Annotated in this window: 24 protein-coding genes and 1 tRNA gene; 17 read left to right on the forward strand and 8 right to left on the reverse strand. The window is 35.3% G+C overall.

The annotated features are described in order from the left end of the window. Positions 1-176: 176 nt before the first annotated feature. Together BUA03_RS17210 and BUA03_RS14720 are read right to left on the reverse strand one after the other, a co-directional pair. Complete coding sequence (locus BUA03_RS17210; protein WP_072675754.1) at positions 177-416, reverse strand: GIY-YIG nuclease family protein; 240 nt, start codon at positions 414-416, stop codon at positions 177-179. Between the two features lie 48 nt (positions 417-464). Further along, positions 465-539: transfer RNA gene (locus BUA03_RS14720), tRNA-Pro, on the reverse strand. Between the two features lie 418 nt (positions 540-957). Here BUA03_RS14720 and BUA03_RS14725 point away from each other — a divergent pair. The 7 genes from BUA03_RS14725 (at position 958) to BUA03_RS14755 (ending at position 6479) form a co-directional block, all read left to right on the forward strand. Further along, on the forward strand, positions 958-1725 hold the full coding sequence (locus BUA03_RS14725; RefSeq protein ID WP_066082046.1) for a ParA family protein: 768 nt from the start codon (positions 958-960) through the stop codon (positions 1723-1725). A 4-nt stretch (positions 1726-1729) separates the two neighbouring features. Continuing rightward, the gene (locus BUA03_RS14730) at positions 1730-2629 is read left to right on the forward strand and encodes a ParB/RepB/Spo0J family partition protein (RefSeq protein ID WP_066082048.1); all 900 of its coding nucleotides are present in this window, start codon (positions 1730-1732) and stop codon (positions 2627-2629) included. Then, a complete protein-coding gene (locus BUA03_RS14735; protein ID WP_066082051.1) occupies positions 2629-3189 on the forward strand; it encodes a DUF5683 domain-containing protein in 561 nt (186 codons plus the stop codon). Before BUA03_RS14730 ends, BUA03_RS14735 begins: the two co-directional genes overlap by 1 nt. Positions 3190-3231: 42 nt before the next feature. Beyond that, entirely contained in the window at positions 3232-3432 is a 201-nt protein-coding gene (locus BUA03_RS14740) for a hypothetical protein (protein WP_066082053.1), read from the forward strand. 4 nt (positions 3433-3436) lie between these two features. Continuing rightward, the gene (dapB, locus tag BUA03_RS14745; protein WP_066082055.1) at positions 3437-4135 is read left to right on the forward strand and encodes a 4-hydroxy-tetrahydrodipicolinate reductase; all 699 of its coding nucleotides are present in this window, start codon (positions 3437-3439) and stop codon (positions 4133-4135) included. Positions 4136-4226: 91 nt separating this feature from the next. Continuing rightward, entirely contained in the window at positions 4227-5780 is a 1554-nt protein-coding gene (gene lepB, locus BUA03_RS14750; RefSeq protein WP_066082058.1) for a signal peptidase I, read from the forward strand. Positions 5781-5852: 72 nt separating this feature from the next. Continuing rightward, positions 5853-6479: a WbqC family protein gene (locus BUA03_RS14755; RefSeq protein WP_066082060.1), complete on the forward strand. Its 627-nt coding sequence runs from the start codon at positions 5853-5855 to the stop codon at positions 6477-6479. 15 nt (positions 6480-6494) lie between these two features. Here the strand turns inward: BUA03_RS14755 and BUA03_RS14760 are convergent, their stop codons facing one another. The 4 genes from BUA03_RS14760 to mutL all read right to left on the reverse strand — a co-directional run bounded on the left by BUA03_RS14760 (position 6495) and on the right by mutL (position 11231). Next, positions 6495-7541, reverse strand: coding sequence for an endonuclease/exonuclease/phosphatase family protein (locus tag BUA03_RS14760; RefSeq protein ID WP_066082062.1), 1047 nt, complete (start codon positions 7539-7541; stop codon positions 6495-6497). Positions 7542-7716: 175 nt separating this feature from the next. Continuing rightward, the gene (locus BUA03_RS14765) at positions 7717-8586 is read right to left on the reverse strand and encodes a rhomboid family intramembrane serine protease (protein ID WP_066082064.1); all 870 of its coding nucleotides are present in this window, start codon (positions 8584-8586) and stop codon (positions 7717-7719) included. Positions 8587-8646: 60 nt separating this feature from the next. After that, on the reverse strand, positions 8647-9393 hold the full coding sequence (locus BUA03_RS14770) for a rhomboid family intramembrane serine protease (protein ID WP_066082066.1): 747 nt from the start codon (positions 9391-9393) through the stop codon (positions 8647-8649). Next, positions 9390-11231 carry a DNA mismatch repair endonuclease MutL gene (mutL, locus tag BUA03_RS14775; protein WP_066082068.1) on the reverse strand — a complete coding sequence of 614 codons (1842 nt, stop codon included), beginning with the start codon at positions 11229-11231 and terminating at the stop codon, positions 9390-9392. The genes BUA03_RS14770 and mutL overlap by 4 nt, the downstream gene beginning before the upstream one ends. Positions 11232-11635: 404 nt before the next feature. On the opposite strand from mutL, the gene BUA03_RS14780 reads away from it, so the two are divergent. Next, positions 11636-12208, forward strand: a complete 573-nt coding sequence (locus BUA03_RS14780; RefSeq protein WP_066082069.1) for a YciE/YciF ferroxidase family protein — start codon at positions 11636-11638, stop codon at positions 12206-12208. 105 nt (positions 12209-12313) lie between these two features. On the opposite strand, the gene ribH is transcribed toward BUA03_RS14780, so the two are convergent. Further along, a complete protein-coding gene (gene ribH, locus BUA03_RS14785; RefSeq protein WP_066082071.1) occupies positions 12314-12889 on the reverse strand; it encodes a 6,7-dimethyl-8-ribityllumazine synthase in 576 nt (191 codons plus the stop codon). Between the two features lie 105 nt (positions 12890-12994). Beyond that, complete coding sequence (locus tag BUA03_RS14790; RefSeq protein ID WP_066082073.1) at positions 12995-13771, reverse strand: tetratricopeptide repeat protein; 777 nt, start codon at positions 13769-13771, stop codon at positions 12995-12997. 231 nt (positions 13772-14002) lie between these two features. Here BUA03_RS14790 and recF point away from each other — a divergent pair, with 231 nt between their 5' ends. From recF to BUA03_RS14835, 9 genes are all read left to right on the forward strand, one after another. After that, positions 14003-15082 carry a DNA replication/repair protein RecF gene (recF, locus tag BUA03_RS14795; protein ID WP_066082075.1) on the forward strand — a complete coding sequence of 360 codons (1080 nt, stop codon included), beginning with the start codon at positions 14003-14005 and terminating at the stop codon, positions 15080-15082. A gap of 78 nt (positions 15083-15160) precedes the next feature. Continuing rightward, positions 15161-15859 (forward strand): thioredoxin domain-containing protein, encoded by a 699-nt coding sequence (locus BUA03_RS14800; protein WP_066082077.1) that lies wholly within the window; start codon positions 15161-15163, stop codon positions 15857-15859. Between the two features lie 6 nt (positions 15860-15865). Further along, complete coding sequence (locus BUA03_RS14805; protein WP_066082080.1) at positions 15866-16537, forward strand: DUF2461 domain-containing protein; 672 nt, start codon at positions 15866-15868, stop codon at positions 16535-16537. 5 nt (positions 16538-16542) lie between these two features. Then, a complete protein-coding gene (locus BUA03_RS14810) occupies positions 16543-17610 on the forward strand; it encodes a glycosyltransferase (protein WP_066082082.1) in 1068 nt (355 codons plus the stop codon). A gap of 2 nt (positions 17611-17612) precedes the next feature. Further along, positions 17613-19460, forward strand: coding sequence for an asparagine synthase (glutamine-hydrolyzing) (gene asnB / locus BUA03_RS14815; RefSeq protein ID WP_066082084.1), 1848 nt, complete (start codon positions 17613-17615; stop codon positions 19458-19460). A gap of 48 nt (positions 19461-19508) precedes the next feature. Further along, positions 19509-20522: a UDP-N-acetylmuramate dehydrogenase gene (murB, locus tag BUA03_RS14820; protein WP_066082086.1), complete on the forward strand. Its 1014-nt coding sequence runs from the start codon at positions 19509-19511 to the stop codon at positions 20520-20522. A gap of 91 nt (positions 20523-20613) precedes the next feature. Further along, on the forward strand, positions 20614-21228 hold the full coding sequence (locus BUA03_RS14825; protein WP_066082089.1) for an FMN-binding negative transcriptional regulator: 615 nt from the start codon (positions 20614-20616) through the stop codon (positions 21226-21228). A gap of 101 nt (positions 21229-21329) precedes the next feature. Continuing rightward, the gene (locus BUA03_RS14830) at positions 21330-22436 is read left to right on the forward strand and encodes a glycosyltransferase (protein ID WP_066082091.1); all 1107 of its coding nucleotides are present in this window, start codon (positions 21330-21332) and stop codon (positions 22434-22436) included. Then, positions 22427-22978 (forward strand): RNA polymerase sigma factor, encoded by a 552-nt coding sequence (locus BUA03_RS14835; protein WP_066082093.1) that lies wholly within the window; start codon positions 22427-22429, stop codon positions 22976-22978. The genes BUA03_RS14830 and BUA03_RS14835 overlap by 10 nt, the downstream gene beginning before the upstream one ends. Positions 22979-23112: the final 134 nt, after the last annotated feature.

Here is a 23112-nt window from a genome sequence, read left to right on the forward strand (position 1 = left end):
CATGCGTTTGACCCGTGTAGTATTTAAAAGAAGTTTCACTCTGAATTATGTAGACAATGTACATAGCTGTAAAATAAAAAAAGCCGAACATATTGCTCGGCTTTTGTCGGGGTGGCAGGATTCGAACCTGCGGCCTTCCCGCCTATGCGGGACGCTACATCCGAGCTACCAAACATTTATTTAAAAAAACCAAGATCTTCTAAATATCTTTTCGCGCCTCTTTTTTTTATTTTATTTTCTAAAATCATAGCCTCTGAACGTGTTGAATGTTCAACTTGATAAATCAAAATCCATGGCATTCCAGATTTTGTAGACAAACTAAAGCCAGAATTATGTCGGTATAATCTATCGGCAAGGTCATGCGTTTGACCCGTGTAGTATTTAAAAGAAGTTTCACTCTGAATTATGTAGACAATCTACATAGCTGTAAAATAAAAAAAGCCGAACATATTGTTCGGCTTTTGTCGGGGTGGCAGGATTCGAACCTGCGGCCTCCTGCTCCCAAAGCAGGCGCGATAACCGAGCTACGCTACACCCCGAAAGCGGTGGCAAATATAGCACTATTTTTGGCTTACGCAAAACTATTTCTGAAATAAGAAATAAATTTATTTGCCGCAGAGATCGGCATCAAAATACAACTTCAGATCTTGTTTTAAATGTCAATTTACCTAGCCCGGATGGAAGCGAAAAGCTTCGCAGAATTACTCCCTTATTTTCTTGCCATAAAAGAGCGACCAAAGGAAGCTCCTTTTAGGGCTTTAGAAAAAAGGGAGTAGTTCAAGTCCCGAAGTATCGGGATTGTAGCGCACAGCCGAAATAGCTCCAGAAAATCAGATCCTTTCTAAAAACGGGAATGTGTCAAATAGCGAGGAATCAAGCTTTAACAAATGTTAACAAAATAGATTTTTAGAAACCATAAATAATTGTATTTTTACGGTTCAAAATTTAGAAAAATAAATGGGCAAAATCATCGCGATTGCTAATCAAAAAGGAGGCGTTGGAAAGACTACAACATCAGTTAATCTTGCGGCTTCATTAGGAGTTTTAGAAAAAAAAGTATTACTTATTGATGCTGATCCACAGGCAAATGCCTCATCAGGATTAGGAATTGATGTCGAATCTGTTGAAATAGGAACGTATCAAATTCTAGAACACAGTCACACACCAAAAGAGGCCATTATAAAATGTTCTGCAATAAATGTGGACGTGATTCCCTCGCATATTGATCTTGTTGCCATTGAAATTGAATTGGTCGATAAAGAAAATCGGGAATATATGCTTAAAAAGGCACTAGAAAGTGTCAAGGATGACTATGATTTTATCATCATAGATTGTGCGCCATCGTTAGGATTACTTACGTTAAATGCTTTGACAGCAGCGGACTCTGTAATTATCCCAATTCAGTGCGAATATTTTGCATTAGAAGGTTTGGGAAAATTGCTGAACACCATTAAAAGTATCCAAAAAATTCACAATCCGGATTTAGACATTGAAGGATTGTTATTGACGATGTTTGATTCTCGTTTGCGTTTATCCAATCAAGTAGTAGAAGAGGTGCAGAAGCATTTTAATGATATGGTTTTTGAGACTATAATTCAGAGAAATGTAAAATTGAGTGAAGCACCAAGTTTTGGCGAAAGCATTATAAATTATGACGCAACAAGCAAAGGAGCAACTAATTATTTGCACTTGGCTCAAGAAGTTATAAAGAAAAACAGTAAATAGTTGTATGGCAAAAGCAATAAAAAAACAAGCCTTAGGCAGAGGATTATCCGCGTTATTAAAAGACCCTGAGAACGATATAAAATCTGTTGCAGATAAAAATGCAGATAAAGTTGTAGGAAACATCATTGAGCTTGAAATTGAAGCGATTGAGATTAATCCTTTTCAGCCCCGAAGTAATTTCAATGAGGAATCCCTTAGAGAATTAGCCACTTCTATTAAAGAACTTGGTGTTATTCAGCCCATTACCGTTAGGAAATTAGATTTCAATAAATACCAATTAATATCTGGAGAACGTCGTCTTCGTGCTTCTACTTTAGTTGGATTAACGACAGTACCCGCTTACATCCGAATCGCAAATGACAATGAGTCATTGGTTATGGCCTTGGTGGAAAACATCCAGCGCCATGATTTAGATCCAATAGAAATTGCCCTTTCGTACCAACGTTTGATTGACGAAATTCAATTAACTCAGGAACAAATGAGTGAACGCGTTGGTAAAAAACGCTCTACAATTGCTAATTACTTGAGACTTTTAAAGTTGGATCCAATAATCCAAACGGGTATTCGTGATGGTTTCATCAGTATGGGTCATGGACGAGCTATAATCAATATTGAAGATCAAGATATTCAAACGGATATTTATCAGAAAATTGTAAGCCAAAATCTTTCGGTACGTGACACTGAAGCTTTGGTAAAAAATTATCAGGAAAGCTTAAAACCAAAGCCAGCATCTAAGCCTAAGGCAGCTTCATTTGAAATCGCAGCTTCTCAAAAAAGCACTTTTACCAATTATTTTGGAACCAAAGTAGATGTTAAAGTGGCTGGCAATGGTAAAGGAAAAATAACCATTCCTTTTCACTCTGAAGAAGATTTCAACAGAATTATCAAACTAATAAACGAATAGTGAATAAAATCATTTTCATCGCTCTCTTCCTTTTTTCGTTAGGAAACACTGCCGTTTTTGCACAAACGGAAACAGAAGCGGTGTTGGTCGCAACTGATACATTAAAATCAAATGATATCGACCCGTTGACTCCGGCAAAAGCAGCTTTCTATTCGGCTGTTTTACCGGGACTAGGCCAAGCTTACAACAAAAAATATTGGAAAATACCCCTCGTGTATGGAGCTTTAGGAACTAGTATTTATTTTTATATTGATAATAATAAAAAATACCATCAATATAGAGACGCTTACAAAAGCAGATTGGAGGGATTAGTCACAGATGACTTAGCTTTCCTAGACAACAATCGATTAATTGCCGGACAAAAATTCTACCAACGCAACCGCGATTTATCGGCTTTAGTTACGTTGGCATTTTATGCCTTAAATATTCTTGACGCCAATGTAGATGCGGCTTTAATACAGTTTAATGTTGATGAAAACTTATCGGTAAGACCCGTTCTTTACCCAAATGATGTAACATTAAAGACAAATGTAGGACTAACATTTAATTATACTTTCTAGTCCAAATTCGAAAACAAGGAAGCTATCAAACAAACGATCAGTATGTCATTACTCACTAAAATAGGTAAGAAATATTTTTTTATCATTACCACAGTTTTACTGTTAATTACTTTAATAAATTATTCAGAAATTCAAGCATTGGAGCCTATTCGAATGAACAATTTCTTTTCTGGGTTCATCGCTGGAATTCTGCTAGGACTCTTGTTTGCAGGACTGCTGCAGTATTCAAAATTTAAAAAATAAACAAATGAAAATTGCGCTTTTAGGATACGGAAAAATGGGTCAGGTAATTGAGCGAATTGCACTGGAAAGAGGCCATGAAATTGTTTTGAAAAAAGAGGAATACAACACTTTTGAAGGCCTTTCTGCTGCAGATGTAGCTATTGACTTTAGCGTTCCAACCGCTGCGGTGAGCAACATTTCTAGTTGTTTTCATGCTAATGTACCTGTTGTTTCCGGTACCACAGGCTGGCTGGAACAGTATGACGAAATGACCAAACTGTGTGCCGCTACAAATGGCGGATTTATTTCTAGTTCGAACTTTAGTTTAGGAGTGAATATTTTCTTTGAAATCAACGAATATTTGGCTAAAATTATGGCGAAATTCGAATCCTACTCTGTCGCAATGGAAGAAATTCATCACACCCAAAAACTAGATGCACCTAGCGGTACTGCAATATCATTAGCCAAAGGCGTAATTGAAAATAGTTCCTACACCGACTGGACTTTAGAAAGTTCCGATACTACGCAAATTCACATCGCTACCAAGCGAATTGGAACGGTACCGGGAACACACACCGTGACGTACAATTCAGCGGTAGACGCTATTGAAATAAAACATACCGCACACAATCGCGAAGGGTTCGCTCTTGGAGCTATTATTGCCGCAGAATGGATTGTTGGAAAACAGGGCGTTTTTACAATGAAAGATGTGCTAGAATTTTAAAATAACACATAAAGTCATTTAGATTTTTAGAAATTATAAAAGGTTCTAATTTTTAAATTAACAAATAAACGATTAACCAAATAAACATATTATGTCAGCATATCAATGGTTTATATTTTTCCTTATTGTACAAATAGTTCACTTTTTAGGGACATGGAAATTATACGAGAGCGCAGGAAGAAAACGATGGGAGGCCGCAATTCCGGTTTATAATGCCATTGTTCTACTAAAAATAATTGGTCGCCCTACTTGGTGGACCGTTTTATTATTCCTACCCATTATCAATCTAATTATTTTCCCGGTAATCTGGGTAGAAACGTTACGCAGTTTTGGAAAACGATCTGGATTGGAAACGTTTTTAGGAATTGTCACACTTGGATTTTACATCTATTATGTAAATTATACTCAGAAATTAGACTACGTCGCAGATAGAAGTTTGACCCCTCGCAATAAAACCGCAGACACGATTAGCTCGCTACTTTTTGCAGTAGTTGTTGCCACAATAGTACACACCTATTTAATCCAACCTTTCACGATTCCAACCTCTTCGTTAGAAAAATCATTATTAGTAGGAGACTTTCTATTTGTAAGCAAAATGAATTATGGTGCCAGAGTTCCTTTGACTACCATTGCTTTACCCATGGTTCACGACTCCATTCCTTTGACAAAAAATAAATCCTACCTGACCTATCCACAGTTGCCTTATATGAGATTGCCGGGAATTCAAAATATTGATCGTACCGATATCGTTGTTTTCAACTGGCCTGTTGATACCGTTTTTAAATTTTTTGACACTTCAAAAAGACGCGCTTACAAACCGGTTGATAAAAAATCGAATTATGTAAAAAGATGCGTTGGAATACCAGGAGATAATTTATCAATAAAAGACGGTATCGTTTATATCGATGGGAAACTATTGCAATTACCAGAAAGAGCCAAGCCGCAGTTTTCTTACAAAGTAGCTTTTGATGGAAAAACAGCAGTCAATCTTGAATATTTATTTAAAGATTTGGACATCACAGATCCTGCTTTTTTCACTGACGACTCAAAAAGAGACACCTTGTTTTTGAGTGCTTTAACCGAGGCTGGAGCACAGCGATTAAAAAACACACCGGGTATAACTGCTGTTGTTAGACAAATTTCTAACGACGTAGACAACGGAGTTTTCCCCCACATCAACAAGTGGAATCGGGATAATTATGGTCCAATTTATATTCCAGAACAAGGAAAGACAGTTCCGTTAACAACAGAAACAGTACCGTTTTACAGAGCAATTATAAGTGATTATGAGAACAATGATTTGAAAGTTAACGGTTCAGAGATTCGAATAAATGGTAAAGTTGCCACGAGCTATACTTTTGGACAAAATTATTACTGGATGATGGGAGACAACCGCCATAACTCTGAAGACAGCAGGTATTGGGGATTTGTCCCTGAAAATCACATCGTAGGAAAACCTGTTTTTATCTGGCTAAGCATTGACCCAAATGGAAAAGGACTTAACAAAATACGTTGGGACAGAGTTTTTACAACTGTTAGTGGTGAAGGTCAACCACAATCGTATTTTAAGTTATTTCTACTTGGTTTAGTGCTCTTCTTTGTAGGCGAATATTTTTGGAAAAAAAGGAAAGCCAACAAAGGGTAAATAAAAATCTTTAAGTTTAGGGTTTAAAGTGATATGACGACCTTACACTTGAAACCCTAAACACATAAACAAATGAATATTTTATTACATCCCACCTATTTTCCATCCCTCAGTCACTTTGCAGCAATGGCACAAGCAGACACGATTACATTTGAAATAGAGGATAATTTCCAGAAACAAACAAACCGAAATCGCAGTTATATTTACAGTCCAAATGGGATTCAATTGCTAAATATCCCTATAAAACATTCGAAAGAAAGCCACCAAAAAACTAAAGACGTTAGAATTGAAAATGATTTTGACTGGCAAAAACAACATTTCAAATCCCTTGAAGCGGCGTACCGAAGTTCTCCTTTTTTTGAATTTTTCGAAGATGACATCCGACCAATTTTTGAAAAAAAACAAGAATTTTTGCTAGATCTAAACTTTGAAGCATTAACTATTGTCTCTAAATGCTTGCGTATGAAGCTAGACTACCACACGACAACAGAATATTTTCATGACGCAGACACTCCTATGATTTCTGATTTTAGACCTTTGGTTAATGGAAAAAAAGACCTATCGGTATTTGACAAGTATACCCAAGTTTTTGATGACAAACACGGCTTTATTAATAACCTAAGTATTTTAGACTTACTTTTTAATGAAGGGAAATATGCGATGGATTATTTAAGAGAACAAAAACTGCTTGCTCAATAGTATTTACAATTATTATCACTCATACGATAATCTTGCCATAATAGGAAAATGATCTGAGTTAATAAAATTCGAAAAACTTTCAAATTTTTTAACGGTCATCTTTTCATCAGCAAAAATATAATCAATTCGAGCAGGGTAATACCTGAATTTATAAGTCTCTCCAAAGCCCGTTCCTGCCTCTTCAAAGCCATCTTTCATCTTGCCCTTGATGCTTCTGTACACGTATGAAAAGGCACTGTTATTCATATCACCACAAATGATAACAGGATAAATACATTTCATTTTATGTTCGGTGAAGAGCTCTGCTTGCTGCTGCTGCTGCTTGAAAGCTTTACTTATTCTAATAAAAAGCTTTTGCGATTTCTGCTGGTTGATAACATCTATATTTTCATCAATTTCATTCACATCAGGAGAGATTTTTATCGATTGCAAATGCATGTTATACACTCTAATAATATCTTTCCCTTTCTTGATGTCTGCAAAAACAACATTATTACTGGAGTTGGGAAAAATAATGTTTCCCTGATTTAAAATAGGAAATTTAGAAAAAATAGCCTGACCAGTTTTAATTTGATTTCCCTCGGTAAATATATACCGATGCGGATATACTTTCAAATCAATATTCGCTGACGGTGAATATTCTTGTATACACAAGATATCCGGATTTTTATCATTAATAAACGTTACTATATCCGCAGGTACATCATCTCTGTCAATCCATTTGAATACATTCAACAAGCGAACATTGTAACTCATTACAGTAAAATCTTTTTCTTCCTTGGAAAATTTTGGCTCCGAAAATTTATAAAATTTATTTATAAATGTAATTCCTAACAGTAAAACTAAGCCCGAAACAATCAATTGCTTTTTAAATTGAATCGCCCAATAGATAAAAAACAACGCATTCAAAATAAAGAAAAGAGGCATAAAAAGTGTCAGAACAGACAATAGTGGAAATGATTTTGGCGCTAAAAAAGGCAAAACATACGCTACAAAGGTCACCAATACAAGCAAACTATTTAGAAGAAACATTCCTTTATTAAACCATGAAAGATTTTTCATTTTCTATCTTTTTTATTTTACCAAACAACTAAAAGTGGATTTGAACCAAGGCAAAAAATTTAAGCAATCTACTTCGGCAGCGCGCAAAAGGGTCCCTTTTTGCCAATTTATTTCTTTTTATAACAGCACTATCGGACAAGATCAAAGTTGGATTCTATTGCCCAGAATTTATAAATTACTTCCCTACCTTGAATAAAAATTCTTTTTCCTCTTTCGTTAAACTATCATAACCGGACTGACTGATTTTATCCAAAATTTCATCAATTTGCTGTTGCGATTTATCTTTAGTAATTATTTTGGAAATACTTATCTCTACGGGCTTGGTATAATTTTTATGCACCTTTTTAAATGGAGTTGTTTTGTTTTTTTGGAACAAATTTGCAAAAAAACCTAAAATACGAGAAACAACCGTACTTAAATCGGTTCCATTTTTAAGCAATTTAATAAAAATAAACCCAAATAAAGCTCCTGAAAGATGAGAAATATGTCCACCCATATTTTCTGAACGCAGCTGCATTAAATCGATGAAGATAATTACGGCCGTAACATGCCACAACTTGACATTTCCAATGATTAGCAATCGAAGATCCAGCAAAGGATGATACGTTGTAGTTGCAACCAAAATAGCCATTATAGCGGCAGATGCACCTACAATTGGCGCATTGATATTTAAAACGTAGAACACTAGTATGTAACCTATTCCTGCAAAAATAGCACTCAACACATACAATCCAAGTAATTGTTTAGCCGTAAAATACGTCATAAATAACCTCCCAGAAAAATTCAAAACAATCATATTAAAAACAATATGCATGATTCCACTATGAAAAAAGGCATACGAAAGCAACGACCAAGGTTTCCAAAGCAAATGGGCCGGATTAGAAGACAAACTCACAAATTGAAGATAATCAATAGGGACACCCAACAGAGATAAAAGTGCGAAAAACAACCATGGAAAAACAAATAAAGCTACGTTCCAAAGGATTAGCTTAGTTACTATTCCTCCTATATTGTATTGTAATTTCAGGTCGTCAATAATATTCATAAGCTAATTGGGAATTAAGATCTGATAGTTAAGTCGTCTAATTTAATAAGTTTTGCGATTTTAATTCCATCGGTTTTTATTGAACTGATTTTTCTTCCAATACCACATAATGAGAAAACCAAAAAAAGCACCACCTACGTGCGCAAAATGGGCAATTCCGCCACCTCCAAATATAGATTTTCCAGAAATTCCTAAATACAAATCGACCAAAACGATACCTGGAACAAAATACTTCGCTTTTATTGGAACAGGAATGAACATCAGCGCCAATTCAGCATTGGGAAACATAAAAGCAAAAGCAACAATAGTTCCATAAATGGCTCCTGATGCCCCAACCGCCGTTCCCAAATAGGCACTAGTAAAATTTTGAAAATCAGATACCGACAAAATCTCCTGCCATCTTGTATCAATTTTCCCTTCATTCAAGATCTGTAAGATCTCCTGTTTTTGAAAACCATTGGCAATAAGTGTATTCAAATTATCCTGAAAAAAGTAATAATTCACACCCGTATGCATTAAGGCTGCACCTAAACCACAGGAAATGTAAAAAAACAAGAATTTTTTACTTCCCCACACTTGTTCTAAAGCCGATCCAAAGGAATACAGCGCAAACATATTGAAGAAAATATGCATAAATCCACCGTGCATAAACATGTGTGATATTGGCTGCCACAATTGAAAACTAGGGTTTTCAGGAAAGTACAATGCCAATATCTTATACGCTGGCTCTTTTATAATTAGTGTACCTACAAAAAATAATACGTTTATAATAATTAATTGTTTTACGGTCTCCGTGACGTTTCTCATAATGCAAATTTTTTATCTAAATCTTCCACACGCATTGTGATGAAAGTGGGTTTATAAAATGGGGAAACATTGGGATCTTTACAGGCAAAAAGTCCGTTAACCAAATTTTCCTGCTCTTTTTCTGTTAGGTGCGTTCCTGTTTTTACGGCTAAACTTTTAGCCATGGATTTAGCAATCGTATCACTTTGACTGAAACTACTTTCTGGAATCCCATCCTGTAAATCGCCTAACAATTGCTCCAAAACAAGTGATACTTCACTTTCTGTAACATTTACAGGTATTCCTGAAATGACAATATGATCAGTATTATTTTCTTCAAATACGAATCCCGTATTTTTTAATGACACTTGCAAATCCTGAATAAGTTCCATTTCGCTGCTCGAGAAGAACAAATTAAGCGGAAACAACAACTGCTGACTTGATGCTTGATGGACCGTCATATTTACCAAAAATTGTTCATACAAAACACGTTGATGTGCACGTTGCTGATCGACAATTACCATTCCTGACTTTATCGACGAAACGATGTATTTTTTATGAATTTGATACGTTTTATGAACAGAATGTTCTATCTCTTCATCATTGAATAAAGACGAGGTCATTTCTTCATTTTCAAAAGTAATGTGGGCTATATCGTCTGCATCTTGTTTTAATCCTACGTATAAACTTTCCCAATTCGCTGTTGATTCTGGCTTCTTATAGTTAGAAAAATGTTTGTTTGGCTTATCGTCAGAAAACGGATTAAAATTGCCATCCACCTGAATCGTTGGCGTAGCACCTTGCAAATCTTTATAATGATAAGGAGTGTCCAAATTAGAATCACGATCAAAATCCAAAACTGGCGCCACATTAAACTGCCCTAAACCATGTTTTATAGAAGCTCTCAAAATAGCATACAATGCCTGCTCATCATCAAACTTTATTTCCGTTTTAGTAGGGTGAATATTGATATCAATCGTATTTGGAGGCACTGATAAATTTAAAAAATAACTAGGCTGTGCGCCGTCTTTCAAAATTCCGTCATAAGCCGCCATCACCGCATGATGCAAATAACCACTTTTTATAAAACGATCATTTACGAAGAAAAACTGTTCTCCTCTATTTTTTTTGGCAAATTCAGGCTTGCTGACAAATCCTTGAATCGCTACGATTTCTGTTTCTTCCTGAACTGGTATTAATTTCTCATTGGTTTTACCCGAAAAGATAGTAACGATTCGTTGACGCAAAGTCGCAGGTGGTAAATTGAACATTTCACTCCCGTTATGATAAAACGTAAAATGTATTTTTGGGTGCGCCAGCGCCACACGTTGAAACTCATCAACAACATGTCGGTATTCCACCGTATCGGATTTTAGGAAATTGCGCCTTGCCGGGATATTAAAAAATAAATTTTTAACGGCAAACGAGGTCCCTTTCGGCAAAACTGCTACTTCTTGCGACACAAACTTACTGCCTTCAATAATGATATGCACTCCTAATTCTTCTTGATCTTGCTTGGTTTTCATTTCAACATGGGCAATAGCGGCAATAGAAGCCAATGCTTCACCTCGAAACCCTTTTGTGTGCAATGAAAATAAATCTTCGGCATGACGAATCTTGGAGGTAGCATGCCGTTCAAAACACAACCGTGCATCGGTAACGCTCATTCCCAAACCATTATCGATTACTTGCACCAGTGCTTTTCCTGCATCTTTAATAATTAGTTTAATATCAGTTGCCTTAGCATCAACTGCGTTTTCAAGGAGTTCTTTAACCACCGAAGCGGGTCTTTGAACCACTTCTCCAGCAGCAATTTGGTTGGCAACATGATCAGGAAGCAATTGAATAATACTCGACATTAAAAAATTTAGGTTAAAAGTTTAACCCTTCGACTGTGCGCAGGGTGACAATAGATTATTATAAAACCAAGAAGCACAAATTTAATGAAATTCCGTGGGGTTTTATTATTAATGTGCTTTTAAGTATAGAAAAAATTATGGTCTAAAAATTAATAGTTCGTGACCGCGCCCAGAGCTACTTTCATCCGTGTGATCCCGATTCGCCTTCCTGTATCACTAAAGATCTCATTGTTTAAAAGATAAAATAGACGGAGCAATAAACTTCATTCCCACTAGGCAACAAACTGATAAACAATAGTATAAAGTATGAATTATGGAATTTTTCGTTAAAATTATATAACCATCTTAGTGGCTTAAAACTTAATTTTGATATATCTAGTAGGTAACAATTTAAAACAACAATTATGAAAACGACCAATGAAAAGCAAGAAAACACAAAAGTGGAAGCTAAAAAAGGAGCAGTAAAAGCAAAACCAGGTGCCGCACAAGGATTGAGAGATTTTTTTGAAGACGGACTAAAAGACATTTATTGGGCAGAACATGCCTTAACAAAAGCGCTACCAAAAATGGCTAAAAATGCTACTTCGTCAAAACTAATTCATGCCTTCGAACACCATTTAAAAGAAACAGAAGAACACGTAGTTCGCTTAGAAAAAGTATTTGAATCTTTAGGCATAAAAGCAGTAAGTAAAAAATGTGATGCTATGGCAGGATTACTAAAAGAGGCTGATGGTATTATGGAAGAAACAGAATTAGGTGTTGTGCGCGATGCAGCAATTATTGCGGCAGCGCAAAAAGTAGAGCATTATGAAATTGCTACCTATGGTACTTTGTGTGCCTATGCTGCAACTTTAGGCGAAAGTAAAGCGGTGACTTTATTAACTAAAACGCTTGAAGAAGAGAAAAAAGCTGATGCATCATTAACCGAAATTGCTTTTTCTGATATTAATATTGAAGCCGCACATAAAGATGACTAATTCCTTATCTCAAGTAATAAAACTATTTGCGGTCTATCGAACTCTAAAAAAAACCTACTCGGAATAAGTAGGTTTTTTTTTATGTAAAAGTTATTGAAATATTCTTTATTCCTTCAATTCCAAAGGTTTTCCTTCTTCAATTTGGATGGCTCCTGAAGACAATAAATGTTGATTGTCTATTTGATGTGATAATGAAGCTTGCTGGCGGATATAGGCCATTTTTATAGCCGCAATAGCCGCTTCAGTTCCTTTATTACCGTGAATCCCCCCACTTCTATCAATGGATTGTTGCATGGTATTATCCGTTAAAACGCAAAAAATAACTGGAATATCGGTTTGTACATTTAAATCCTTAATCCCTTGGATTACCCCTTCACACACAAAATCAAAATGCTTAGTCTGCCCCTGAATGACACATCCAATAGCGATAACGGCATCTACATTTTGTGTTTGTAACATTTTCTTTGAACCATATATGAGTTCGAAACTTCCCGGAACATTCCAGCGAATAATATGCTGGGCGGGCACTTGGTTTTCTAAAAGGGCGTCGATTGCGCCTTTAAAAAGTCCTTCTGTTATGGTATCATTCCATTCTGCAACAACGATCCCAAAGCGAAAATCTTTCGCATTTGGAACTGAATTTTTATCGTAATCCGATAAATTTTTATTTACGGTAGCCATTTGATTGTCGTTTTATGATTCTAGATTTATATTTTCAGATGATAAAGATAGAATTTTCAAATTAAAATCGACCGACTTAAATTAGCAATCTTAAATCTACTTTTACTATTGTGCTAATCCCATCAAAACATCAACGGATGCCGCTTCTGGAGCAGCTTCGTAATCTTCTTTGATCGTTGTAAAATATTTTAACGCATCTGCCTTATTTCCTAATTCCAAAGCTATTTTTCCTGCTTTCAACAAGAAACGAGGTGTTGTGAAATCATTTTTATTTGATTCTGCTGCTTTCACATAATTCTCTAAAGCTTCTTTTGGCTGCTTTTTTTCTGAATAAGCATCTCCTATTGCTCCCTTTGCCAAAGCTCCTAAAACAATATCGTCTGACTTAAATTTGTTCAAAAAGTCAATCGCTTCAGTATATTTTCCCGTATTCAAATACGCAATACCCGCGTAATAATTGGCTAAATTTCCCGCATCAGTTCCAGAATATTCATCTGCAATTTTCAAAAATCCAAATTTACCTTCGGATCCATTCAACGACAATTTATACAAGGAATCACTAGCTACCCCATCAGTTGCTTTTTGAAAATTTTGTTGTGCAACAAACATTTCATTAGCCGCTTCCTCTTGTTGTGGTGCAGCAATAAATCTTTGATACCCTAAATAACCAATAGTAAAAAGGGCAGCAGCGGCAACTAATCCAATAATAATTTTTTGATTTTTAGCAACCCAATCCTCCGTTATTGTAGCAGTTTGATCTAATTTTGAAAAAACTTCAGCGGTTGTGCTGTCTTTTTCATCAATAACCACTGCTTCAACTCCTTCTCCTTTTACTTCTTTTTCTTTTGGTGCTTTATATCCTCTTTTATTGTAAGTAGCCATTTATTTTTAATTTAGTGAATCGCAAAAATAAAATTTTTATTCAAACCCACATAAAAAATATGCTTTTATATTTAAAAAAAATATCTTATCCATTTCTTTCATTCCAAAGGCAAAATAAATACCATAGAAAAAAGAGAAAAGCCCTTTTTATCGATAATTTTCGATAATTTGCACCCTCTTTAAAACAGCTGTTGAAAAACAGCGAAGTTCTCTATACCAGCAAGCCTTACCATGTATTTAAAAAAGATTTCATTATTCAATTATAAGAACTTTTCAGAAGCAAATTTCGATTTTGACAGCAAAATAAATTGCTTTGTGGGGAAAAACGGTATTGGAAAAACAAATGTACTTGATGCAATCTACCATTTAGCGTACGGAAAAAGCTATTTTAATCCGTTAGCCGTCCAAAATATTAAACATGGCGAGGAATTTTTTGTGATTGATGCTGAATTTGAAAAAAAAGACAGAACGGAACAAATCGTATGCAGTTTAAAAAAAGGTCAGAAAAAAATATTGAAGCGCAATGGAAAAGCGTATGATAAATTTTCAGATCATATTGGTTTTATTCCTTTGGTTATTATCTCTCCAGCGGACAGGGATTTAATTGTAGAAGGTAGCGAAACTAGGCGAAAATTCATGGATAGCGTCATTTCACAATTGGATTCTGCTTATTTACAGCAACTCATTCAATACCAAAAGGTAATGAGCCAGCGCAATGCCTTGTTAAAATACTTTGCGTTAAATCATGTTTTTGATACCGATACGCTATCTATATATAATGAGCAACTCCATGGTTTTGCCAAATCCATTTTCGAAAAAAGAAAAGAATTTATCGAACAGTTCATTCCTATTTTCAATAGGCATCATCAGGCGATAACTGGTTCTCAGGAAACCGTACAATTGGGCTACGAAAGTCACTTATTTGAAAAGGATTTATTAACACTTTTGCAAGAAAACAGCAATAAAGACAGGGCTTTACAATACACAAGTGTAGGAATACATAAAGATGATTTAGCCTTTGAAATTGAGCACCATCCGATAAAGAAATTTGGATCACAAGGACAACAAAAATCATATCTAATCGCTTTGAAATTAGCCCAATTTGAATTTTTAAAGAAGCAAAGTGGTGTGAAACCTATCCTTCTTTTTGATGACATCTTTGATAAGCTAGATGAAAGTCGGGTATCTAAAATTATCGAAATGGTCAACAGTGCTACTTTTGGACAACTCTTTATTTCCGACACGCATCCAGAACGAACCGAAGCGATACTAAAATCAACACATCAGACGTATCGAATTTTCAACTTATAACTTTTATTTAATAGTTTATCGCGTTCTAAAACTGAAAAATTACCTAATTTAGCCTACTCGAATTTAAAAAAAATCACAATGAAATACAATCCAATACTAGTGCTACTCCTGTCTTTTTTAGTGCTATCGTGCAACAGTCAATCTTCAAAGTACAGTAAATCGATCGATGCAAAAGCTTTTTCTGAAAAAATTGCAGCAACCCCAAATCCACAAATTCTCGATGTAAGAACTCCAGAGGAATTTTCCTCAGATCATATCGACAAGGCTATAAATATAAATTGGCTAGGAGACAGTTTTGTCGTGGAAACTAAAAAACTAGATAAAACAAGACCCCTTTTTGTGTATTGTAAAAGTGGAGCAAGAAGTCAAAGCGCGGTTCAAAAACTAGAAGAACTTGGGTTTACAAACTTATACCAATTACAAGGAGGAATCCTAAAATGGGATGCTGCTGGGTTTTCCAAACCAAGTGACAAAATTACTGGAATGTCAATTCAGGACTACAAAAAACTAGTGAATTCAGACAAAAAAGTACTGATCAGTTTTTATGCAGAATGGTGCGCTCCCTGCAAAAAAATGTCGCCTTACATCAACCAAATGCAAAAAGAATTAGCGGATGATGTCACTATCATTAGATTAGATGCTGATAAAAATAAAACATTAATGACTGAAATGAAAATCAGTGAGCTTCCCACGCTACTACTGTATGATAATGCGGCAGTAACATGGAGACAATCTGGTTTTGTAAGTGAAGAGGAATTAAGAAAACAAATACAATAGCACAAAATGCTTTCAAAAGAAACCCTACTATTTCTAGATGATTTAAAAGCGAATAACAATCGGGATTGGTTTTTGGAAAACAAAAAAAGGTACGAAGCCTTCAAAATTGACTATCAACAGCTAGTCGCTGATTTTCTGGATGCCATGAAACCGCTTGATCCATCACTAGAAATGTTGGAGGTCAAAAATTGCACTTTTCGAATCAATCGTGACATTCGGTTTTCTAAAGACAAGACGCCATATAAAACTCATTTAGGAGTGTGGCTTTCCTCCGGTGCCAAAGGGCTGAATCGTTCCGGCTATTATATTCACTTAGAAAAAGGAGTTAGTTTTATTGCTGGTGGATTGTACTGTCCTGAAGCAGATGACCTAAAAAAAATGCGTAAAGAAATTGCCTATTTCCATGATGATTTACAAGCCATTCTTGACGAAGGAAATTTCAAAAAAGAGTTTCAGGATTTTGATAGGAATGAAAAGAACATGCTGAAAAATCCACCCAGAGGTTATGAAAAAGAACATCCGGCTATTGAATTATTAAAATTAAAAAGCTTTGAGTCTTCGCAAAAAATTGCGTTTTCAAGCGTTTCTAAAAAAGATTTTGTTGCTGTAATGAGTCAGAAATTAATTGCACTAAAACCATTGAATGACTTTATAAATCGGGCATTGACGTCGGAATAATTATAATGAAAAAAAAGAAAATACTTTTTCTTGGCGAATCCTACAGAGCCGATGCGATCACTTGGATGAGCGGACTCAAGGAATTTGGCGATTTCGAAATTATTACTTGGGAATTAAAAACACCCAGCAATTGCCTTCATAATCGAATTTTAAGGATTTTCGAATTTCTATTCGCTATTTTTAAAATTAGAGAACTAATCAAATTACATCAACCAGACATGGTGATTGCGGAGCGAACAACCAGTTACGGCTTTCTTGCCGCACTATCTGGAGTAAAACCAGTGGCAATTGCACAACAAGGTAGAACTGATTTATGGCCAGAAACATCCATTTTATTACCATTAAAAAAAATAATTCAACATTATGCGTTCCAAAAAGCAGATTTAATTCATGCTTGGGGGCCCATTATGACCCTGTCCATGATCAAGGCAAAGGTAAATATGACTCAAGTTTTAGTATTACCAAAGGGAATTGATTTGACAAAATTTGGAAATATAAACAAGGCAACCCCTGATAAAATTTGTGCTATTGTAACGCGGTCTTTGCTGCCAGAATACCGCCATGCCACTATTCTTCACTCTTTTGGAATTTTAAACAACAAAGGAATAGATTTTGCACTGACCATTGTAGGCGATGGAACTGAACTTGCTACTTTAAAAGATTTAGCAAAAAAACTGAAGATTGATAAGAAAGTGAATTTTATGGGACGAATTCCAAATACGGAATTGCCCACCTTATTACAAAAATCAAACATTTACATTAGTATGCCAATAACGGAAGGAGTTTCCGCCTCTTTATTTGAAGCTATGGCCTGCTATTGCTATCCTGTTGTAACAGACATACCGGGAAATCAAAGTTGGATTACCCATCGAGAAAACGGGGGACTCGTTGCCATTGACGATCATACACTACTAGCCGAAGAATTAATTTGGTCTTTTGAAAATACAGCGCTTCGCGAGCAAGCCGTTACTACAAACAGAGCATTTGTGGAAAAAAATGCCAATTACAAGATTAACATGAAGATTATTGCTCATAAATACCACGAATTAATCAACTCTAATCTTCCCAACTAAATATGTGTGGAATTAACGGAATCTTGCACTTACAATCCCAAAAAAAAGTAGAGGAACGCCTCCTCATCAAGATGCGTGATTCGCTAGAGCATCGTGGCCCTGATGACAAAGGTATATTTATTGAAAATAACATTGGTTTTGGACACAGACGATTGTCAATTTTAGATGTTTCTAGCGCCGGCCATCAGCCTTTTCTTTCGAATGACAGAAGATATGTGATGACCTATAATGGCGAAATCTATAACTATAAAGAATTTTATCCAGAGTTAAAGAGTAATGGATTTGACATTGAAACCACTTCGGATACGGAAATTCTAATGAAACTGTTTCAGTTGCACGGCTTAAAAATGCTGCACCGTCTCAATGGAATGTTTGCGCTTGCGATTTGGGATAAATTAGAAAAAAAGCTAATTGTTGTCCGGGATCGAATGGGCGTAAAACCCTTGTATTATTCTTTTTACAATGAAACTTTTTATTTTGCATCGGAGCAAAAAGCACTTTTTACCGCAGGAGTTCCGCTAAAAATAGCACAAGAAGGGCTAGAAGAATATATATTTAATCGATTTGTAGCCGGTGAAAACACACTTTACCATAACGTAAAAAAAGTATTGCCCGGACATATAATGACCATTCACGAAGGCGGAAAAGTTACGACCGAAAAATGGTGGGACTTAAAAAAGGAAATACAGAACCAGCCTAAAATTAAAAATCCTGTAGAATGGTTTCGAGAAACATTTGATGATTCTATAAAAATGAGAATGGTCAGTGACGTTCCTGTCGGTGTTTTATTGAGCGGAGGACTGGACTCCTCCTCTGTTTTAGCTTCACTACACCACCAAAATTACAAAGACATTCAAACCTTTAATATTGGTTTTAAAGAAAAGGAACATAACGAATCGCACTTAGCCAAAATGATGGCCGAGAAATTTGATTATGGCTTTCACACCATGCAATTAGAAGATAAAAATCTTTATGATCAATTGTTAAGTGCCACTTATTTCCAGGATGAACCTATTATGCATTTAAGCGAACCACATCTTTTAGCCCTTTCGAAAATGGCAAAACCATCGGTAAAAGTATTGCTTTCTGGTGAAGGTGCTGATGAATTAATGGGTGGATACGTGCGATACAAAGCATTAAAATATCCTTCTTTATTAAATTCAATTGCAACAATTGGTACTTTGGATCTTTTTACCAAACAACCTCGTTATGATAAGCTAACACGTTATGCGCAAATTAGTAAAAAATCGGAATTGGTCATTTTTAATGGTTCCAATATCTATCCAAAAGATATTGCGGAAATTTACGGAATTAATGCACTTCCAAAAAACGAATATAGGAAACAAATTTATAAAGATGCAAAATCGTTATACCCAGACAATCTGCGAAGACAGGCGCTTTATTTTGATCAACACACGTACTTGTGTTCATTATTAGATCGAAATGACCGCTGCACAATGGGCGCTTCTATTGAATGTAGAGAACCCTTTTTAGATCCGAGACTAGTAATTGGATTGGGCTCCTTTGATGACAAATGGTTATTTGCTGGAAAAAAATGGAAATTCATCCTCAAAAAGGCAATGCAAGAGCGTCTGCCTACTGAAATTCTTCAATTTAAAAAAGTAGGATTAAGTGCGCCTTGGGGAGATTATATTTCAAAAAGTGCCGCTTTTAAAGAAGAATTAGAATCATTTTCGAAAAGTGATCTTTTTCAAATGCCGTATTTTGAACACATCAACATCCAAAAACTTGTACTGAATTTACAAAAAGGAGACAACCGCATGACACCGTACATTATGCCATTATTTATGATGCATATCTGGATGAAATCCTATGCAGCTAAATTTTAATTCTTACTTTTGACCAAGATTAAACAATTCAAATACGCCCTTTCGTTTATGGAAATACACCCTAATTTCTCTTTAAGAAAACACAATACTTTTGGCATTGAAGCCAAGGCCAAACAGTTCGTTGCCGTGCATTCTGTGCAAGACTTGGAAACTATTTTAATTGAAAACAAATCACAGAAAAAATTTATTTTGGGTGGGGGCAGCAACATGCTTTTGACCAAGGATATCGACGCATTGGTCATTCATATCGATTTGAAAGGTAAAAAAATCATTGAGGAAAACGATGCTTTTGTTTGGGTCGAAAGTCAGGCCGGTGAAAGCTGGCATGAATTTGTGCTTTGGACCATTGATCAAAATTTTGGTGGCTTAGAGAACATGTCGCTGATTCCTGGCAACGTAGGCACCACTCCTGTACAAAATATTGGTGCTTATGGAACTGAAATCAAAGACACTTTTGTATCCTGCCAAGCCATGACCATTGCAACGCAGACGATAAAGACATTTACCAAAGAAGCCTGCCATTTTGGATACCGCGAAAGTGTTTTTAAAAAAGATGCAAAAGACCAATACATCATCACATCGGTTATTTTCAAATTGACTAAAAAAAACCATAAAATCAATACCTCTTATGGAGATATTACGGCTGAGTTAGCCAAAAAAAATATACAGATTCCAACTTTAAAAGAGGTTAGTGATGCTGTTATTGCCATCCGCCAAAGTAAGCTACCAGATCCTAAAGAATTGGGTAACAGTGGTAGTTTCTTTAAGAATCCTATTTTATTAAAATCAGATTTTGAAAAAATTCTTAAGCAATTTCCTGAAATGAAATATTTTGATATTTCTGAAACCGAAGTAAAAGTGCCTGCAGGTTGGCTTATTGAACAAGCTGGATTCAAAGGGAAACGTTTCCGTGACGCCGGAGTCCATAAAAATCAAGCATTGGTTTTGGTGAATTATGGCAATGCCACGGGACAAGAAATCTTGAATGTTTCAAAAGACATTCAAGACAGCATTTTCAAAAAATTTGGCATCCGTATTGAAGCCGAAGTAAATGTGATTTAAAGAAAAAGATACAAGGGGCAAATAAGAATACCACAAAACTCATCTTACTAATTGTCAGACAAAATTCGTCAAACTAAAATCACACCTAAACATGTACATTCCTGATATTTACAAAAACGAGAATCAACAAGAAATCAGAAAGTTTCTTCAAGAAAATAGCTTTGGCATTTTAATTAATCAAAGCAACGGAAAATTGTGCGCAACACATATTCCTTTGGAACTAGATAGTAACAATCAAGGGAAGGACATTTTACAGGGGCATATTTCTAAGGAGAATCCACAATGGAATGGTTTTGAAGCTAACGATCAAATCTTAGCCGTATTTTCTGGACCTCACAATTACATATCGTCGTCGTGGTACGATCATGAAAATGTACCTACATGGAACTATGTTGCCGTTCACATTTACGGAACAATCAAAATAATAGAGGGAGAAGCTGTCATTGAGTCCCTAAAAAAACTAGTAAACAAATACGAAAAAAATTCTGAAAACCCAGTTCGCATTGAAGCGCTATCAAAAAAAACGATGCTACAAACTCGTGGCATTGTAGCATTTGAAATTGAAATAACTGAAATCCAAGCCACGAGAAAAATGTCGCAAAATAGGGATAATAAGAATTATCAAAATATCATTGCCGAGTTAGAGAAAGTAAATACAAATCAATCTATCGCAACTGCAACTGAAATGAAGAAATGCCCAATATAAATTATTTCGAAATTCACAGATTGTATTTAACATTTCAAAATTCTATTCATACCTTTGCATCCTACCGAAATGTCGGGTATTAAAAACTCATTAAACTCAAAATGCTTATACTAATTCTTTACTTTTTTATTTTTATTGTTGCGGTTCAAATTTTGTATTATCTAGGCATTTTTGGGAAATTTGCTTTCGCCAAAGCACAAAAGATAACTCCTAAAAGAATCCCTATTTCAGTCATAGTGTGTGCAAAAAACGAAGAAGAAAATGTGACCAATTTCATTCCCTTGCTGGCTGAACAGAACTATCCAGATTTTGAAATTGTCTTGATTGACGATGCTTCAAGCGACAATACTTTGACTATTTTTGAAGGTTTTGAAAAGCAATATCCAAACATTCGCTTGGTAAAAGTACAGAACAACGAAGCCTTTTGGGGAAATAAAAAATACGCCTTAACATTAGGAATAAAAGCTGCCAAAAAAGACTACTTATTATTCACCGATGCAGATTGCTACCCCACTTCAAAAGAATGGATCACAGCCATGAGCTCCCAATTTACTATGCAAAAAACAATCGTTTTAGGCTATGGTAAATATGAGAAAATCGCAAACTCTTTCTTGAATAAAATAATACGTTTTGAAACTTTATTGACCGCTATTCAATATTTTTCTTGGGCAAAAATTGGGCATCCTTACATGGGCGTTGGAAGAAATTTAGCCTACAAAAAGGAAGAGTTTTTCAACGTAAATGGATTCATAGAACACATGCAAATTCGTTCTGGCGATGATGATTTGTTTGTAAACCAAGCTGCAAAAGCTAAAAACACGACAATTGCTTATATGCCAGAAAGTGTAACGCTTTCTAAGCCCAAAACCACCTATACAGAATGGCTGATTCAAAAAAGAAGACATGTTGCAACGGCTAATTATTACAAGTCCTTTGACAAATTCCAGTTGGGTCTTTTCTATTGTTCCCAATTATTATTTCTTATCCTTCCTATCGTCTTGCTGGCTTTTCAATTTCAATGGATTGTAGTGCTGTGTCTAATTGGGCTACGCTACCTCGTATCTTGGATTATCATCGGATTTTCGGCAGGTAAATTAAAAGAAAAAGATGTCGTATATTGGTATCCAATTATTGAATTAGTACTAATATTCACCCAAATTAATATCTTCATCACTAATACATTCTCAAAACCAGTACATTGGAAATAAACAAACAAATAGAAAAAGCAAAACAAGGCGATCAAGTTGCCTTCACTTTTCTATTGAATTATTATTGGAATGAAGTGTATGGTTTTATGCTTAAACGCACCGAAAATGAAACCAATGCAGAAGATATCACTATTGAAACGTTCTCAAAAGCGTTTGATAAAATAGCCTCGTACAACGCTGAATTCCAGTTTAACACTTGGCTGATTGCTATTGCAAAAAATGTCCACATCGATGTGTTGCGAAAAAAGAAATCAAGCCTTTTTGTCGAAATTACCGAAGAAGAAGACCATCAAGCCTACAATATTGCAGATACTACTCCCTCCGCAGAAGATGAATTAATAACAGAACAAAATCTTTCGCAATTACTGCAATTCATTAAAGAATTAAAACCACATTATCAAGAAGTTATTCAATTGCGCTATTTTCAGGAAATGAGTTATCAGGAAATTGCCAACAAAATCGAGGAACCGTTGAGTAATGTGAAGGTCAAATTGCTTCGCGCCAAGAAATTATTGGCAGAAATCATTCAAAGCAGACGATAATTTTATAAGTTTAAAGGTTATCTATTCCATCGTTAATCTGATTGAAAGCATATAAACAATACACTCCCTACGTTAAATTATTAAATATAAATTTTATTTAATCATAATTTATTATTAAATTTATATACTATTAT

The sequence above is a fragment of the Flavobacterium fryxellicola genome (genome assembly GCF_900143245.1).
Lineage (GTDB): Bacteria > Bacteroidota > Bacteroidia > Flavobacteriales > Flavobacteriaceae > Flavobacterium > Flavobacterium fryxellicola.